Below are 15,036 nucleotides of genomic sequence, written 5' to 3'. Positions count from 1 at the left end.
CTTCGGGAAATTTGTTTCGGACCCGTCCTTCAGCTTCTCGCGTACGAACCTCCGCCAAAGCAGCAAGCGTTCCCAACCTTGATTTGTACTAAATAGCTAACAATTATGCCTAATACGCTGAAAAGATCCGCTCCCGATACCCAGACGTCCCCGTTTTCGTTTTTTCCAAATTTGTTTTAATATAATGACAATAGATAGAAATACTGCAAACGGCGCCCGATGTCAATGGTTTTCTTCCGGGTGTCCGTCGAGGGAGGCAGAGAATGGCTCGATCTGGTTTCACCAACGCAGCTCGTCTTGCTGCCCGTTGGCGCAAGGCGCGCGTCGCATCGCTGCTCTTACCGCTCTTCGTAACCACGATCGGTGCCGCGCCGCAGCGCCCTTCCAAACGACAGCTCGACGAACTTTACATGCGAACGCAAGGGCGCACCGACGGGCGCGACATCGTCTACTACATCAGCGGGTTCGTCTATTCTTTCATTCCGGGCCAGCGCCCGCAGAAACTCTTCGGCATGGAAGGCTACAACATACGCCGTTTGATCCCGACGCCGGAGCGCGATGGCTTCTTCGTCGCAACGCGCGAGATCGTCTTCTACACCGATCCGCAGACCGGGCAAGTGCTTTCGACATGGAAGAATCCGTTCACTGGCCAGATCAATGAAGTTTTTCACGTCGCCAACGATCCGGTCAACCAACGCATTCGCGTGCGCGAGGACGGACTGCGTTACGTCTCGCTCGACGGCAAGCAGGATCGCGGCGCGATTCAGCCCCCGCGCGAATGGGAGCAGTTCTACGTCTGGACCAGCGATGTCTTTCCCTTCTACTCGTTGCCGGGTTGGTCGCGCAACTACACCGCCGCTGAGATGTTCGACTTCTACGTGCCGAAGTCCGCGCTTGCCGGAGACGGCACGCCCGACGTCATGGTCAGTTGGACGCGCGTCGGTCCATGGCTGCCGTGGATGGGGATGGATGGACGTGAAGGGCAACTCGTCTATCATGCGCAGAGCAAGCTCCTGCCGTCATGGGAGGAACTTCCGCCGTGGATGAAGGATCTGGTGCGCGAGCGCTATCCACTCTACATGAGCGCGCCAGAGCGCGTCGATCCAGCGCGTCCCAATGCAACCTCTTGGAACGTCTATCGCGCGGAGATGGAAAAACGCCGGAAGACGCCCGCGGTGAATCAGCGACGCAACTGAAAAGCAGGAACTGCGGCGAAGAACGGACAGCGGAGATGAAAGGCTCAGCGATGACGACGAACCGAGAGCTGCTTCAAAGAACAGAGGCGATGATTGAAGTTCCGATGAAAATAACTTTTCTTTTCCTCCTCTTCGTTGCCGCCGCATACTATGCAAACGCCCGCGCGCAACGGGTCGTTGGCGGCGTGTATGAAGTATGCATTGGAACGCGCGATGCCGCGCCACTTGTCGCTTACTGGGAACGTTTCGGTTACCGCGTAGGCGAGCAAGGCGCCCTTGATGCCGAACAAGCTCGCAAGCTCTACGGCGTAGCCTCTGCCGTGCGCTCGATTCGGCTCTATCACCAAGAAGCCGATCACGGCTTGATTCGACTGATGGTTTGGGAGCGCCCCGTGGGCGAAGGACTCGGCATGGCCGGGATGAAGACGCTCGGCAACCGTTGGGGCGCGATGTTGACCACAGACATCTTCAACATCTTGAATCACGCCGAAGAGGCCGCTGCGCGCGGCATGCCGATCCTCTACGTCGAACCGCAACGCGCCGAAATCTATCGCGTCGAGCAACGTCCTCGCCCCTTTCTCGATGAACTCCCTTGCGTGCGCGAGATGCTTTTGATTCAACCGCTGACGCGCCAAGTCATCTTTCAACGTTTCGGCTACACGCTGCCGCTCTACGGCAAGGTCAACGAAGCAGCCCCTTTTCACACCAGTCAGATCACGCACTTCGGCATGGTGGTCCAGACGCGGCTCGAGGCGCTCGATTTCTACGACAAAGTGCTCGGCCTATTGCGCGTGCGCGACCGCGTCCAAAGCGACGCCGACGATCCTTCGGCGCGCCGCATCTTCAATCTTTCATCGGGAGAGAGCTATGTGACCACGGATTTCGACGATCCGCGTTCGTCCAAAGACGACCCGCAACGGATGCGCTCCGGGAGGTTGAAGATCATCAACTTCGTCTCGCACGCCAAGCTCGAGGATCGCCGCGCACAATCGCGCCCCGGCTATCTAGGCTACTCGCTTTACACCTTGCGTGTGAGCGACATCGAAGCCTACCATCGCCGCATCCGGTCCAGCGCAGCGACCGAAGTCACCGAGATCACCCTCAACGAATTCGGCGAACGGAGCTTCTCTTTCGTCGCGCCCGATGGCTACTTCTGGACCCTGATTGAAGGACGCTGATCCAGCGCGACAGACCGCGCGTCATATTGTCAGAGCAGAGGAAATGATGCAACGCAGATTGAAGGAGAAAGTGGCGATCGTCACGGGCAGCGGGCGCGGCCTCGGGCGCGCCATCGCAGAGAAGCTAGCGCGCGAAGGGGCCGCGGTGGTCCTCAATTCGCGCACCAGAGAACAGCTCGAAGCCGTGCAGCGCGAGATCGAATCCTTCGGTGGGCGCGCCGTGATCGCCGTTGGGGACGCAACGAACGAAGAGGACATCAACCGCATCGTCAGCATCGCACGCGACGTTGACGGAAGGATCGACATCCTCGTCAACAACGCAGCTCACACCGGCGTCGGTCTGTCGGTCGCGGAGATGAGCGTTGAGACTTGGGATGGGATCTTGCGAACCAACCTACGCGGTCCCTTTCTCTTCTGTCGCGCCGTGATCCCGCATCTTCAAGAGCAACGGAGCGGACGCATCATCAACATCGCCTCGCTGAGCGCCAAGAACGCCCTTCCATTCGCCAGCGCGGATGCCGCTGCCAAAGCCGGCCTGCTTGCACTGACGCGCGTGCTCGCCGCCGAACTCGGCCCCCACAACATCACGGTCAACGCCGTCGTTCCGGGGCTCGTGCCCGATACGGAGCTGGCGCGCGAATTCATGCAGAAGCTCGGCGCGCGCTTTGGCGCGGCGCCGGAGGCGATGGAAGAGAACATGCGCCGACGCGCTCTGCTGGGCCGCCATCCAACTGCTTTAGAGATCGCCGAGGCGGTAGCATTTCTCGCGTCGGATGCCGCCTCGTCCATCACGGCGCAAAGCATCAACGTCTGCGGTGGGATGAGCGTGTGCTGAACGGTGCGACTCGGAATATCCAAGCGCACGCCGAAGATCGAACGACGCGCCTTGAAAACAGACTCATCTTGCGTGCCCTTCGCTCCTGACCGTTGTCTTTTGCCGATTGTCCCTCGTATTTTGTTCTGCGCCAGCGCGCCCGCAGCGCCATTCAGCGCCGTCGAAATAGTCTTTTCGGGAACTCCTTGGTCCAGTCCGCACAACGCACGCGCACGCTTCATGCGCGGTCACGCTTTTGGGGTACAATCATTCGCGCAAACAACTTTCGCAGGAGATCAGCGCATGGAAGCTAGATATTACCCGGGCGTAGAAGTCGATGTGCCGGAACTGATCGCCGAGCTACGCCGCATCTTCGATCAAGACGAGTACGAAACGCAGACCATGCACGTCGCGGCGACGGCCGTGCTCCAAGCGCGCAAGTCGAGCACGTGGCGCAACATCACCGGCCTTTCCTATGCGCTCACCGTCAAGATCACGCCCGAACACGGCGGCACGCGCGTTGAAATCGGCATGCAGAAATGGTTCGACAAAGCGGCGGTGGCGGTGGTCGCAGCCATCCTTTCGTCTGGGCTGCTGCTCGCGCTTCCGGCCATCGGTGCATACTGGCAATACAGATTGACCGAGGAAGCTTGGAAAGTGATCGAAGATCACATCAGCCGACGAGCAGGCGGTTACGTTCCGCCGCTGCCCGGACGGTGCGGCACATGTGGCGCGACCATCACGGCCAACTCCTCTTTCTGCACGACTTGCGGCGCCGACTTGCGCCCCAGTTTAACGTGCACGTCGTGCGGCGCAGTGCAGCGCGAATTGACCGCGCGCTACTGCAGCCGTTGTGGGCATCCGCTCAGGAAAACGTAGTTTAGGCCCAGCGGGAAAGCTCAAGATCCGGTGCGGATACGGCGCTCCATCATGACTGTTTCAAGCCCACAGCGGAAAAGTTCGAGCGGCGCATCTCACCGCCTTTACTTTCAGAAAAACTTAAATTCCTCTGAATTTTAATATTCGAACGTCCATTTCAAACGCACTGTTACGAGGTCTGTTGAAACGCGGGACGATTTGGAGGCGACGGAAAGCGCGTGCTGTTGCAAGGGGCCGCTCTCTGGCACAGGCCAATCCCGTTCAAGACTTGACCGGGCGATCGCCTAGTTTCTGAAATCCCGCTTTTCCATGCGCCTGCAGTCAGAAGTTTCAGCGCCCAAAGCCGCGTGTGAGACATTTCGACCTTTCGAGCGACCTTTCACAACCCGATTTCCGATCGAGCCCCCGACCGCTTAAAACTCCTTTCGGCTTGACCGTTTCATACGTTGGAGTCGAACGAGGTCGCCAGCCTCCTCCGCCGCGCCCCGTTTCAAGGCGTGCTCCCGCCCTCTTCGCCTCCTTTCTTCCCCTTCTTCTTTTCCGTTTCGACCTGCCTCGGGCGCGTCGCTTCTGCTGGCGGCGGGGCGGCTTCGCGCGAAGGTTTGCTCGGCTCCTCGACTTGCCGCGGCGTCGCTTGTGGTTTCACCTCGTTCACCGTTGGTGCTCCGTCTATTCCCGGCGGCACAGGGGGCAGCGCGATCTCTTCGAGCTTTAACTCAGTGCTCGATGCTGGCAGCGCGTTCTTGGCGTCGAGCGCTGCTTGTTGCGCTCGTTCTTCCGCCATTTCGCGCTGGCGCTGCAAATAGAGTTGGCGTATGTCTTCCGGCATCGCGGGCGGCTTTTCAAAATCCTCTTTCGGTTTATTCTTCAGGAAATCCTTCATGAAATCAATGAAGATTGGAAGCGCGCCGCGTCCACCGGTCATATCGCGCCCGAGCGACTTCTTCCGCTCCGGATATCCCATCCACACGCCCGTGACGTAGGTTGGCGTGTAGCCGATGAACCAAACGTCCGTATGGTCGTTGACCGTACCGGTCTTGCCCGCCAATGGCACGCCAAGCGATTTGGCCGCCACAGCCGTTCCGAACTCGACGACGCCGCGCATCATTTGGACCATGGTCAAAGCGACGTATTCGCTGGTCACCTTGTAGGTGGTCCGCTGCCACTCTTCGAGCACGTTGCCGTCGCGATCGATCACGCGACGGATCAAGTGCGGTTCGACGCGCACGCCTTTGTTGGGGAAGGCCGAGTAAGCCGACACCATTTGAATGAGCGGCACTTCAGTGGCACCAAGCGCCGAAGGCAGATAGGGCGCCATCGGCACCGTGATGCCGAAGCGACGGACCATCTGCGCACCCGTTTGAATGCCGACCATATCGAGTAGATGGACGGCTGGGATGTTCAAAGACTTAGCCAGCGCGATCTTCATCGGCACGTCCGGATTGCTCGTCGAACCGTCGTAGTTGTGCGGTTGCCAGTCGCCGCGCTTGATCGGCGCACCGCTGATGATCGAATCGGGCGTCAACCCCCACTCCACAGCCGCCGTGTAGACGAATGGTTTGAAGGCCGATCCCGTTTGGCGGTAGGCTTGCGTCGCGTTGTTGAACTTGTTGGTCGTAAAATCGTAGCCGCCAACCATGGCGACGATCTCGCCGGTTTTGGCGTTCAAGCAAACGAGCGCTCCTTGCACCGCCGGGATTTGCGACAGTTCGACCTTAAGCCGCTGGTTGTCGTGATCCACCTCCTTGATCTTGAACTCAGCTAAGTACCCGACGGGCAGCTCATCTTTCGGCTGACGTCCTGAACGTCCCATGTCTTTAGCCGTCACGGTCGCGTAGTAGCTGCCGAAACGGACGGTCGCTTCGTTGCGTGTCCGGTCCACCGCGACGATCAAACCCTTGACGTATTCACCCGGTTCGTAGTCATTGCCGTACCAATCAGGATGTTTGTAGCTCGCTAGCTGCTGCGGCGTCGTCACGGGCACGCCGTTGATCTCAGCGCGGATGTAGGCCGAACGCCAGCCGCTGTGGGTGCGATCGTACTCGCGCAATCCAGCGCGCAAGGCTTGGTAAGCTTTCTTCTGCGCGGCGACGTTGATCGTCGAATAGACGCTCAGCCCGCCCTGCGCAACGCGCGTCGTGTACTTGTCCTCCAAATACTGCCGGATCTCTTCCACCGGATAGTCGAACGGCGTTGAACGCTGTTGCGCCGGATAGTAGGCCGTGTCAGCAAGCTTGATCGGCTTGGCCTTGGCCGCATCGGCTTCCGCTTGCGAAATGAAGCCGTTGTCGGCCATTAACTGGAGGACGAGATCGCGCCGCTCCTTGGCCGCGCGCGGGTTGACGGTTGGCGAATACTGACTTGGAGCCTTCGGAATGCCTGCCAACAACGCCGCCTCTTCGAGCGTCAAATCCTTGACCGTCTTGCCGAAATAGGTCTCGGCCGCCGCTTCGAATCCGTAGGATCCGGCGCCGAGGAAAATGTGGTTGGCGTACATCTCAAAGATCTGCTTCTTGGTGTAATACCGCTCGATCTGAAGCGCCACCAGCCACTCGTTGAATTTGCGGCGATAGGTCTGCTCGCGCGACAAGAAGAGGTTGCGCGCCAGTTGTTGCGTCAAGGTTGAACCGCCTTCGCGCCGGCCCAAGGTGACGTTCTTGTAAAGCGCACCGAGAATGCGAATCGGGTCGAGTCCGATGTGATCGAAAAAGCGTACGTCCTCGACGGCGAGGATGGCGTTTCTGAGCACCGGCGGAATGTCATCATACTTGATCGGGATGCGCCGTTCGAGCGCGAATTCACCGATCACCGTCTCGCCGTCGTCGGCGTAAACGCGCGTGACGACGCTGGGCCGATATGTCGCCAGCGCCGCCACTTCGCTGGCAGCGCGCGAGTAGTTCAGCCAGTAAGCGATGACGATGCCGGTTAACCCGCCAGCGGTGAGCGCCAGCAGTAAAAGCACCGGAAGCCACAAGCGACGCGCCACCGCGCTCTTGCTCTTCTTGTTGAAAGCGCCCCTCTTCCGATCAAACTCCGTCATCCTGTTCGCCATCCGATGGACCTCGTTTCAGGGTTGGTTGCCGTCGTACAGAGCAGGGAGAGAACAGACCGCATCGCGCCGGAAATTATAACTTGGAGCGCCTCGCTGATGCCAACGCCCCGCGCGCCGCGCCGTTGCACGCTTTTTCGGACGCTTGGGAGATCAAACGGTTTGGATTTCGCTGCTGAATGGTTGCCCTAGAGCATCGAGTTGATTGCCGAAACGCGCCGTAAAGCCCAACCCCCAGGGTGGAGGATAAGAGGCGGTGCGCGGACCGCTACGGCGCGAATGCTTTTCGGTCGTCCTTCCTTGAATTCCAGCGAAAAGTCCTGTATTATTATATGCGTCCTTTAGAATTTGTATCTGAGGGATTTCGGGGGCGACAGGTTTCGACAGAAGTCAAAGTCGCTCGTCGGATGCATGCCGGGCTTGCTCCATGCAGCTCGTTAAAAAGCATGGGGGAAAACAACTGCCAATACTCAAGAATTGGCTCTCGCTGCTTAAAGACGCAAGCGAGCGTCTCGCTTGTCGGTCGCTCACGCCGACAAGATGAGATGTCACCCGAAGTGAGCTAGCTCGCGCTTCGGCGTTCGGGGAGCGCGAGCGAAGAACCGATCCGAACTAGTCGTCGACGGGGTCTTCGCCGCTTCACTTACCCGCAGACGACGAAGATGGCTTGCACAAGCCAAAGAGAAGCGGCTAAGCATGTAGAGTCCGAGAGTGACGGCTTCTGGACCCGAGTTCGAGTCTCGGCGCCTCCACCAAAATCTTTCTCCCTAGTTTTCGTCAAAATTGACAAGCGTTCCACTACGTCTCAAAAGAGCGCGTCCAGCGCTTCTTCCACTGACCGCACGCCGACGACTCTCACGCCGAGAAGCTTTTGGAGACCGGCCGTATTGGAAGCAGGCATGATGATGCGCCGAAAACCGAGCGCTTGCGCTTCGCGCGCGCGCGCCGCGGCCTGCAAGCTACCGCGCACTTCGCCCGTCAATCCCACTTCGCCGAAGACCACCGTGTGCGGCTCCACGGGCAAGTTGCGAAAGCTCGAAGCGATGGCGGCGACGATGCCGAGGTCGGCGGCAGGTTCATCTATTTCGAGGCCGCCTGCAACATTGACGAACACATCATCGCCAAGCAAGTGAAAGCCCATGCGCTTTTCCAGCATGGCGATCAGCAGTGAGACGCGATTGAACTCGATGCCTTCCGCGACGCGCCGTCCCGCACCGTACTTCGAGCCCGAAACCAGCGCCTGTATTTCGACCAGCATCGGACGCGTTCCTTCCATGCACGCCGTGACGACCGAGCCAGCCGCCCCTATCGGACGCTCTTGCAGGAAGATCTCCGAGGGATTCGCCACGGGGACAAGACCGCGTCCGGTCATCTCGAAGACGCCGAGCTCATTGGTCGCGCCAAAGCGGTTCTTCGCTGCGCGCACGATGCGATGCTGATGGTGGCGTTCGCCCTCGAAATAAAGCACCGTATCGACGATGTGCTCCAGCGCTTTCGGCCCGGCGATGGCTCCTTCTTTGGTTACGTGTCCGATGAGAAAAACGGGGATGGTCAAGCTCTTGGCAAGCATGAGCAACCGACTGGCCGCTTCGCGCACTTGCGAGACCGATCCCGGGGCCGACTCCAAGCTGGCCGAAAAGACCGTCTGAACCGAATCGATGATCACCGCGCCGGGCGCCATGCGTTCGATCTCTCCGATGATCGTTTCGAGATTGGTCTCCGGCAACAGATAGAGATTTTCCGCTTCCAATCCGAGCCGCTCGCCGCGCATTTTGATCTGTCGTTCCGATTCCTCGCCCGACACGTAGAGCACGACAAGGCCCTGCGCGCTCAAGCGGTCAGCGACCTGTGCGAGCAATGTCGATTTGCCAATGCCCGGATCGCCACCGATAAGCACCAAACTGCCGGGGACGATGCCGCCCCCGAGAACGCGGTCGAACTCGGTTATTCCAGACGAAATGCGCGCCTCATCCTGTGATTCGATCTCGCTATAGGGGACGGGGCGTGCGTGCCGTGTTGGACCTCGCGCGCGCCCTTTGGTGACCGCAGGCGCGCGCTCTTCGACGAACGAGTTCCACTCGCCGCAATCAGGGCATTTGCCCAGCCACTTGCGCGCCTGATGACCGCAGTTTTGACAAACGTAATGTGTCGCAGGCGTTTTAGCCATCCCCTTTCTTCTCGCAAAACTCAGCGACGCGTCTCGACTTGGAACTCCTTGAAGATAAAATCATCGCTGAAAACCGTCTACAACTCAAAGCGCGCGGGAACAAATCGCTTCGTCCGAAGCCCAAAATTCATTGCTTCTCGAGGAGTCGGTGACAGGCGAAAGCAGCCGAACGGTCTTCTCGCATCCGGTCGAACGCACAATCGCTTGCGACGGCGCGTTGTCGCTGATCGTCGCTGCCAACGTTCACGCGTCGCTGCTAGCGCTCTTGACCGTGTGGGGCTGCTTGATGGGCGAAGCCGAACCGTAACCGCGCGCAATGTTCGTCGCTCGCGATTGGCGAAATGCCTCAAGACGGGCCTCTCATCAAAGTGATCGAGCTGTCCCCTTTATTACCGCTCAAAGAGCCGAAACTGCGTCCAGCGCGCACCACTTCGCTCGGAGCGGTTTATGGTCGGGAGCTCGGTTTAATAGCGAAATATCGGGAGATCGCTCGCCGTTTGGGCATCGCCAGCACGGTCGAAACGAAGGTTGAAGCGGAGATTTTGACCAATGAGATGCAGCACGTCATTTCGGCGCAGATCATCGGCGCCTCATCGTGCAGCGGCGGTCACGCGCCACGCACGCTTCACGCCGGCTTTGGTTTCCGGCCAACCGGTGCGGGCTCGCGGCGTGATCGCCTTTCGCTTCGTTCTCGATACGAGACGAAAGGCGTCGGACCTTTCAAGTCGCTCAGTCCGACGCCGATCTCATCCAGTGATCTGAAGCTAACGGAGCTTTTCAGCTCTGCTCGCCGTACGCTCATCTTCAAGCCGGCTGCCTTCGGGTGCGCGCAACGCTTCGCGCCGCGGCAGTTCAGGTTGCTCATCAGCTGCCGCTTCCCCTTCGGCGACGCCGCGCTTGAATTCGCGTATGCTCTTGCCTAAACCACGCGCAAGCTGCGGCAAACGGGTGCTACCAAAAAGCAGCAACAAGATGAATAGGATGACGAGCAGCTCTTGATAACCGAGAGCCATCTGGTACATTGTCTTTCCTCTACGTTCCTCTGAGCGACGCGCTTTCAGCTTTGCGCGTCCGATTCGTAGAACAGATACTTTCTCCACGTCTCATCGGTCCGTCCCAAATAGCGCATGATCTGCCGATTGACATGGAGCGAGAATCCACGCGGACGCCGAATGAGCTTCATGCCAGCCTCTTCGGGCGTGCGGTTGCCTTTGCGGTGGTTGCACCGCCTGCAGCACGCGACCAGGTTATCCCAGGTCGATTCGCCGCCACGCGAGCGCGGAACGACGTGGTCGAGCGTCAACTCCGACGGCGGAAGGTGTTGACCGCAGTACTGGCACGTCGAATGGTCGCGCAGCAAGATGTTCTTGCGCGAGAGCGTGCGATTCTTGTAAGGGATATGAATATAGTCGGTCAAACGAATGACCGAAGGCGCACGCATCTCCATGCGAGCCGAACGGATCAGATGCCCATTGTACTCTTCGACGCGCGCGACCCCCTTGAAGATCATCACGATGGCGCGCCGCTCGGTACACACGTTGATCGGCTCGTAGGAAGCATTTAATACTAGAACACGCCTGTTCATACCCATTCCGCAATCGTTTCTTCGGCTCGCCTTGATGAAACCCTCCAATGAGCATGTTGGAGCAACAAGGTTTTGAGCTTCCGCAACCGTCTCTTTAGGCTCGCCTCGATGAAACGGCCTTCAGCCCCGATATTACGCGACTTTCGTCGCTTGTGTCAAAAAGCGCCCCTTCGCTAGCCGCAGCCGGTTCCCCTTCGTTTGAAGGTTAGACGGTCAGTGTTACAAACGAGTTGCCGAAGACTTACGCGGCTCTCGCAAGCGGTGCTTTTGCCATAGAGGGTCACCGCGCGACGAAAGCGGCGCGTGCGATGCTGAGCACGTAAACCGCTTCGGCTCCAGCGTCGAGAAGCGCGCGCGCCGCTGCTGAAGCGGTCGCGCCGGTGGTTAGCACATCGTCCACCAGCAGTATGCGCTCTCGCTGAACCAAACGCGGGGCAGCGACGGCGAACGCCTTCTCGACGCTCCCCCGCCGCGCACGCGCATCCATCAGCGAACGGTAGGTTGGCGTATGGGCCAGGCGCACGAGGCTCTTCTCATCCACAGGCAAAGCGAGCCTTTTGCCGACAGCGCGAGCGATCACCTCCGCTTGATTGAAACCTCGTTCGCGTCGCCGTTCGACATGAAGCGGAACGGCGACGATGCGCGTCGCAAGACAGAGCGGTTCGCACCGCGCAACGGCGGTGAGCAGATCGGCAAGCCGCGCGCCGATCTTGGGCGTTCGTTTCAGCTCGAGCACGGCAGCGCGCAACGCGCCGTCATAGGAACCGACGGCGCGCGCGGCAGTGAACTCCTCTGCCACACAGAGACGACACGCGTCCGTCTTCGCTCCTTGCCACTTCGCCCCGCACTTACTACACAACGATTCATCAGCGCCGAAGATCGGCGCTGCTTTCCAGCACTCGGCGCAGGCAGGCCAATCCGCACGCGCCTCCACGCTCGCTCCGCAAAGCGCGCATCCGTGCGGGTACGTCACGGCAAGCAGCGCGTCGCAAAAGAGATCAACGATCCGCCAGCCCAAAGCTTGACCTCAAGACAACCTTTTTTCGTTGCGACCCGAAGTTATTTTTCCCTTAAGCGTGCGCTTTGCAAGACGAACGACGCGCGAGAGCTTAACGAAGAAGCGCTTGGCTGGCCCAGCAAACGCCGGTCCGATGGTGATCGAAGATCGCAGCGGAAAGTCCCACGGGAGCATGCTCTAGCCAAGCACGCTGCGCGCCGTTCTCGACTGAGAGAAGAAACGCTTAGCTTGACGATGATCCTCAGCGCTTCGATCTTTCATGACGCTCGGCTCTACTCCTCTTCTTGATTCAATAGTCCGCGCTCGTAAAGATCCTGACAACGAAGACAGTATCTGGCCCAAGGCAGAGCCTCCAGACGCTTATCTTGCACCGGTTCACCGCAGTTGACGCATAGACCATATTCTCCCTCCTCGATGCGTTGCAACGCCTCATCGATCAAACGCAGCAAGCGTCGGTCGTTGTCCGACATCGAGACCATGAGTTCTTTGGCGTATGCATTGGCCGCCATATCCGCTGGATCTTGCGTCTCTTCCATATCGCGCTCGCGGCTCCTCATCTCCGCTTCCATCACTTGACGAAAGAGCGCTTCGCGCCGTTCCAACAACTTATCACGAAAAGCCCTCAACCTCTTCTTGTCCATATGCGCTCTCGAGACTCCTCCCATCCCTGCTTGCCTCACGACGAAGGACGATCGCGGCCCTTCGCGAAGACTATTCTTGGTACGGCAACCCGCGGACGATCGTATACGCGCGGTAGAGCTGTTCGACCAGAAGCACGCGCGCCAGCCCATGCGTGAGCGTTAAGCGCGATAAACACCATCGCATGTTGGCTCGCTCCCGAATCTCCGGAGCGACGCCGAGATGCCCGCCAATGACGAAGGTCACTTCCTTTACCCCGTTGATCTGCCACTTCTCCAGTTTGGAAGCTAGGTCATGCGAACTCCACTCCTCGCCTTGCGTATCGAGCAACACGACGTGCGCATCGGGCCGCAAAGAAGCCAGGATGCGTTTGCCTTCGTCTTGCAAGATGTTGCGTTCGCTGGCGCCCGCTCCCTCGCGCAGCTCGATCACTTTGCACGAAGCGAAACGCGTCAGTCGTCGCACGTAATCTTGCAGCAGGCCGCGGATATGCGCGTTCTTGGTTTCACCGATCCAGACGAAACGGAATCTCATCTCTTCACGCTCTCTATGTGGTATCGTGCGATCTTTTCGTACAGGTTCTTGCGGCTAATACCCAGAATGCGTGCCGCTTCGGACTTGTTGCCGCGCGCTGCCGTCAAGACTTCGCGGATGTACTCGGCTTCGACTTCGGCAAGCGTTGGGCGCTCGCGTCGCCTCCGTTGTGACCTTGCCGCCAGACGCACGGCGTCGGGCAAATCCGCGACTTCGATCCTATCGCCTTCGCAGACGATCACCGCCCGCTCGACGATGTGCTGCAATTCGCGCACATTGCCGGGAAAGTCGTAATCGTCCAGCAGACGAAGCGCCTCGGTCGAAAAACTTTTGATGCGCTTCCCGTGCTTTGTGCGCGCCGCGACGAGGAAACGGCGTGCCAGCTCACGCACATCTGCGCGGCGCGCGCGCAACGGCGGGATTTCGAGCCGCACGACGTTCAGACGGTGGAACAGGTCTTCACGAAAGGCGCGCCGTCGCACCGCGCCATCCAGATCAACGTTGGTCAACGCGATGATGCGGGCGTCGACGCGCAGCGCACGTCGTCCGCCGAGCCGCTCGAACTCACGCCGTTCGATGACGCGCAACAACTTCGCCTGTGCATCGGCAGACAGCTGCGCCACTTCGTCGAGCACGAGCGTGCCGCCCTGCGCGCCTTCGATTCGTCCAGGCATGGTTCGATTGGCGCCGGTGAATGCCCCGCGTTCGTAACCGAAAAGCTCAGCTTCCAGCAAGCTCTGCGCCAGTCCCGCGCAATCTATTTTGACGAGCGGCGCGCTGGCGCGCCGACTGCGCTCGTGAACGAATCGCGCTAAAAGGTCTTTGCCTGTCCCGGACTCGCCGGTGATGAGAAGCGTTGCATCCGTGCGCGCGACGCGCTCGGCCATCCTCACGATCTCGAGCATCGCCGGAGACTTTGCGACCAATTCCATCACTCGGTCTCTGCCTCGACGTGGTCTCCGGGCAATCGGACGCGCTTGGCCTCGCGCCATAACCGTTCGAGATCGTAAAAGCGACGCGCTGGCTCGGCAAAAACGTGGACGACCAAATCACCGTAGTCGAGCAGGATCCACTCGGCCGTCGCATACCCCTCGACGTGTGCAGCACGCACGCCAGACTTCTCGAGCCTTTCGGTCACTTCGTCAGCGATCGCTTGCACTTGGCGCGTGCTCGTCCCGCTCGCAATGAAGAAATAGTCGGTGAAGTTGGCTACTTCGCGAAGATCTAGGACGATGGGTTCGACGGCCTTTTTGTCGCTGGCCGCTTCCACCGCCACCTGAATCTTCTGGTCCACTGTCAACCCCTCTCTCACCGCTCTTTTTGCCAGCTCCCGATTCATGCTCCTATCGATAGAGTTCATGTTTGCGGATGTAATCAGCCACCGACCTCGGCACCAACTCGTCGAGCGTTTCCGGGGCTTTGCGCACCGCGTGTCGCACCTCGGTGGCCGAAAGATCTTCTTGCACGATGTCGGTTAAAAATATCCTCTTCTCCCGATTGGCAACAAGCGCCCGCTGCGCCTCTGTTGCCCTCTTTCCGCGAAGGTCGATGATCCGCGCGCTCACTTCCGCTGGAACGTGATCGGTCCGTAGTTCGTACCCGGGACGCGCGACGACGATGTGATCCACCATCGCCAGAACACGTTGCCAATCGCGCCACGTCTCAATCTCCAGCCACGAATCAGCTCCCATGACAAAGAACAAGCGCGCCGAATCGTCGTACTTTGCGCGCAAACGGGTCAGCGTGTCAATCGTGTAAGGGCGCTCCGGCGACTCCAGTTCCACGGTCGAGAGCCGAAGGCGCGCTTCCATCTGCGTCGCCAGCGCTAACATCGCAAAGCGGTGAAACGGCGACGCCGACGGCACCGCGCGCTTGTGTGGCGCGATGTGGGCCGGAATGAACCAGAGTTCGTCCAACGCGAAAAGTTCGCATACCGCTTTCGCAACGGCGAGGTGACCGTTGTGCACCGGATCGAAG

General features: G+C 59.4%; 15 protein-coding genes, 1 other RNA gene and 1 pseudogene. 6 read left to right on the top strand and 11 right to left on the bottom strand.

Annotated elements, in window-relative coordinates; genetic code table 11:
* Nucleotides 1-263 precede the first annotated feature (263 nt).
* From C4334_RS00925 to C4334_RS00910, 4 genes are all read left to right on the top strand, one after another.
* On the top strand, nucleotides 264-1,196 hold the full coding sequence (locus tag C4334_RS00925) for a DUF1838 family protein (RefSeq protein ID WP_352430190.1): 933 nt from the start codon (nucleotides 264-266) through the stop codon (nucleotides 1,194-1,196).
* Nucleotides 1,197-1,300: 104 nt separating this feature from the next.
* Nucleotides 1,301-2,374 (top strand): VOC family protein, encoded by a 1,074-nt coding sequence (locus C4334_RS00920; RefSeq protein WP_352430189.1) that lies wholly within the window; start codon nucleotides 1,301-1,303, stop codon nucleotides 2,372-2,374.
* 43 nt (nucleotides 2,375-2,417) lie between these two features.
* Nucleotides 2,418-3,209 carry an SDR family NAD(P)-dependent oxidoreductase gene (locus C4334_RS00915; protein ID WP_352430188.1) on the top strand — a complete coding sequence of 264 codons (792 nt, stop codon included), beginning with the start codon at nucleotides 2,418-2,420 and terminating at the stop codon, nucleotides 3,207-3,209.
* Between the two features lie 282 nt (nucleotides 3,210-3,491).
* Nucleotides 3,492-4,067 (top strand): zinc ribbon domain-containing protein, encoded by a 576-nt coding sequence (locus C4334_RS00910; protein WP_352430187.1) that lies wholly within the window; start codon nucleotides 3,492-3,494, stop codon nucleotides 4,065-4,067.
* 490 nt (nucleotides 4,068-4,557) lie between these two features.
* Here C4334_RS00910 and C4334_RS00905 read toward each other — a convergent pair whose 3' ends face one another.
* Nucleotides 4,558-7,119, bottom strand: coding sequence for a penicillin-binding protein 1A (locus C4334_RS00905; protein ID WP_352430186.1), 2,562 nt, complete (start codon nucleotides 7,117-7,119; stop codon nucleotides 4,558-4,560).
* 363 nt (nucleotides 7,120-7,482) lie between these two features.
* Here C4334_RS00905 and ssrA point away from each other — a divergent pair.
* Nucleotides 7,483-7,871: a transfer-messenger RNA gene (gene ssrA / locus C4334_RS00900) on the top strand.
* Between the two features lie 50 nt (nucleotides 7,872-7,921).
* Here ssrA and radA read toward each other — a convergent pair.
* Entirely contained in the window at nucleotides 7,922-9,283 is a 1,362-nt protein-coding gene (gene radA / locus C4334_RS00895) for a DNA repair protein RadA (RefSeq protein ID WP_352430185.1), read from the bottom strand.
* Nucleotides 9,284-9,431: 148 nt separating this feature from the next.
* Here radA and C4334_RS00890 point away from each other — a divergent pair, with 148 nt between their 5' ends.
* On the top strand, nucleotides 9,432-9,590 hold the full coding sequence (locus C4334_RS00890) for a hypothetical protein (protein ID WP_352430184.1): 159 nt from the start codon (nucleotides 9,432-9,434) through the stop codon (nucleotides 9,588-9,590).
* A gap of 457 nt (nucleotides 9,591-10,047) precedes the next feature.
* On the opposite strand, the gene C4334_RS00885 is transcribed toward C4334_RS00890, so the two are convergent.
* The 9 genes and pseudogenes from C4334_RS00885 to nadD all read right to left on the bottom strand — a co-directional run.
* Nucleotides 10,048-10,305 (bottom strand): Sec-independent protein translocase subunit TatA/TatB, encoded by a 258-nt coding sequence (locus tag C4334_RS00885; RefSeq protein ID WP_352430183.1) that lies wholly within the window; start codon nucleotides 10,303-10,305, stop codon nucleotides 10,048-10,050.
* Between the two features lie 35 nt (nucleotides 10,306-10,340).
* Nucleotides 10,341-10,868, bottom strand: coding sequence for an HNH endonuclease (locus tag C4334_RS00880; protein WP_352430182.1), 528 nt, complete (start codon nucleotides 10,866-10,868; stop codon nucleotides 10,341-10,343).
* Nucleotides 10,869-11,148: 280 nt separating this feature from the next.
* On the bottom strand, nucleotides 11,149-11,667 hold the full coding sequence (locus C4334_RS00875) for a ComF family protein (protein ID WP_352430292.1): 519 nt from the start codon (nucleotides 11,665-11,667) through the stop codon (nucleotides 11,149-11,151).
* Between the two features lie 12 nt (nucleotides 11,668-11,679).
* Nucleotides 11,680-11,841, bottom strand: a pseudogene (locus tag C4334_RS00870) (double zinc ribbon domain-containing protein); the annotation flags it as partial.
* A gap of 317 nt (nucleotides 11,842-12,158) precedes the next feature.
* Nucleotides 12,159-12,527, bottom strand: coding sequence for a TraR/DksA family transcriptional regulator (locus C4334_RS00865; protein ID WP_352430181.1), 369 nt, complete (start codon nucleotides 12,525-12,527; stop codon nucleotides 12,159-12,161).
* Nucleotides 12,528-12,597: 70 nt separating this feature from the next.
* Nucleotides 12,598-13,059, bottom strand: coding sequence for a 23S rRNA (pseudouridine(1915)-N(3))-methyltransferase RlmH (locus tag C4334_RS00860; RefSeq protein WP_352430180.1), 462 nt, complete (start codon nucleotides 13,057-13,059; stop codon nucleotides 12,598-12,600).
* Nucleotides 13,056-13,991 carry a sigma-54 interaction domain-containing protein gene (locus tag C4334_RS00855; RefSeq protein WP_352430179.1) on the bottom strand — a complete coding sequence of 312 codons (936 nt, stop codon included), beginning with the start codon at nucleotides 13,989-13,991 and terminating at the stop codon, nucleotides 13,056-13,058. Before C4334_RS00855 ends, C4334_RS00860 begins: the two co-directional genes overlap by 4 nt.
* On the bottom strand, nucleotides 13,991-14,353 hold the full coding sequence (rsfS, locus tag C4334_RS00850; protein WP_352430178.1) for a ribosome silencing factor: 363 nt from the start codon (nucleotides 14,351-14,353) through the stop codon (nucleotides 13,991-13,993). Before rsfS ends, C4334_RS00855 begins: the two co-directional genes overlap by 1 nt.
* Before the next feature lie 49 nt (nucleotides 14,354-14,402).
* Nucleotides 14,403-15,036: nicotinate-nucleotide adenylyltransferase (nadD, locus tag C4334_RS00845; RefSeq protein WP_352430177.1), on the bottom strand; the 634-nt coding region annotated here is incomplete at its 5' end.

The organism is Pyrinomonas sp., from assembly GCF_040289685.1.
GTDB lineage: Bacteria > Acidobacteriota > Blastocatellia > Pyrinomonadales > Pyrinomonadaceae > Pyrinomonas.
Note: the sequence above shows the minus strand (reverse complement) of the source record. Positions and strands in the feature narration are given on the sequence as shown.

What these genes read in the sequence shown, in the direction of transcription:
- C4334_RS00905 (WP_352430186.1), bottom strand. Translation starts at nt 7,119, where the DNA reads ATGGCGAACAGGATGACGGAGTTTGATCGGAAGAGGGGCGCTTTCAAC.
- C4334_RS00915 (WP_352430188.1), top strand. Translation starts at nt 2,418, where the DNA reads ATGATGCAACGCAGATTGAAGGAGAAAGTGGCGATCGTCACGGGCAGC.
- C4334_RS00925 (WP_352430190.1), top strand. Translation starts at nt 264, where the DNA reads ATGGCTCGATCTGGTTTCACCAACGCAGCTCGTCTTGCTGCCCGTTGG.
- C4334_RS00860 (WP_352430180.1), bottom strand. Translation starts at nt 13,059, where the DNA reads ATGAGATTCCGTTTCGTCTGGATCGGTGAAACCAAGAACGCGCATATC.
- radA (WP_352430185.1), bottom strand. Translation starts at nt 9,283, where the DNA reads ATGGCTAAAACGCCTGCGACACATTACGTTTGTCAAAACTGCGGTCAT.
- C4334_RS00880 (WP_352430182.1), bottom strand. Translation starts at nt 10,868, where the DNA reads ATGAACAGGCGTGTTCTAGTATTAAATGCTTCCTACGAGCCGATCAAC.
- C4334_RS00920 (WP_352430189.1), top strand. Translation starts at nt 1,301, where the DNA reads ATGAAAATAACTTTTCTTTTCCTCCTCTTCGTTGCCGCCGCATACTAT.
- C4334_RS00865 (WP_352430181.1), bottom strand. Translation starts at nt 12,527, where the DNA reads ATGGACAAGAAGAGGTTGAGGGCTTTTCGTGATAAGTTGTTGGAACGG.
- C4334_RS00885 (WP_352430183.1), bottom strand. Translation starts at nt 10,305, where the DNA reads ATGTACCAGATGGCTCTCGGTTATCAAGAGCTGCTCGTCATCCTATTC.
- C4334_RS00910 (WP_352430187.1), top strand. Translation starts at nt 3,492, where the DNA reads ATGGAAGCTAGATATTACCCGGGCGTAGAAGTCGATGTGCCGGAACTG.
- C4334_RS00855 (WP_352430179.1), bottom strand. Translation starts at nt 13,991, where the DNA reads ATGGAATTGGTCGCAAAGTCTCCGGCGATGCTCGAGATCGTGAGGATG.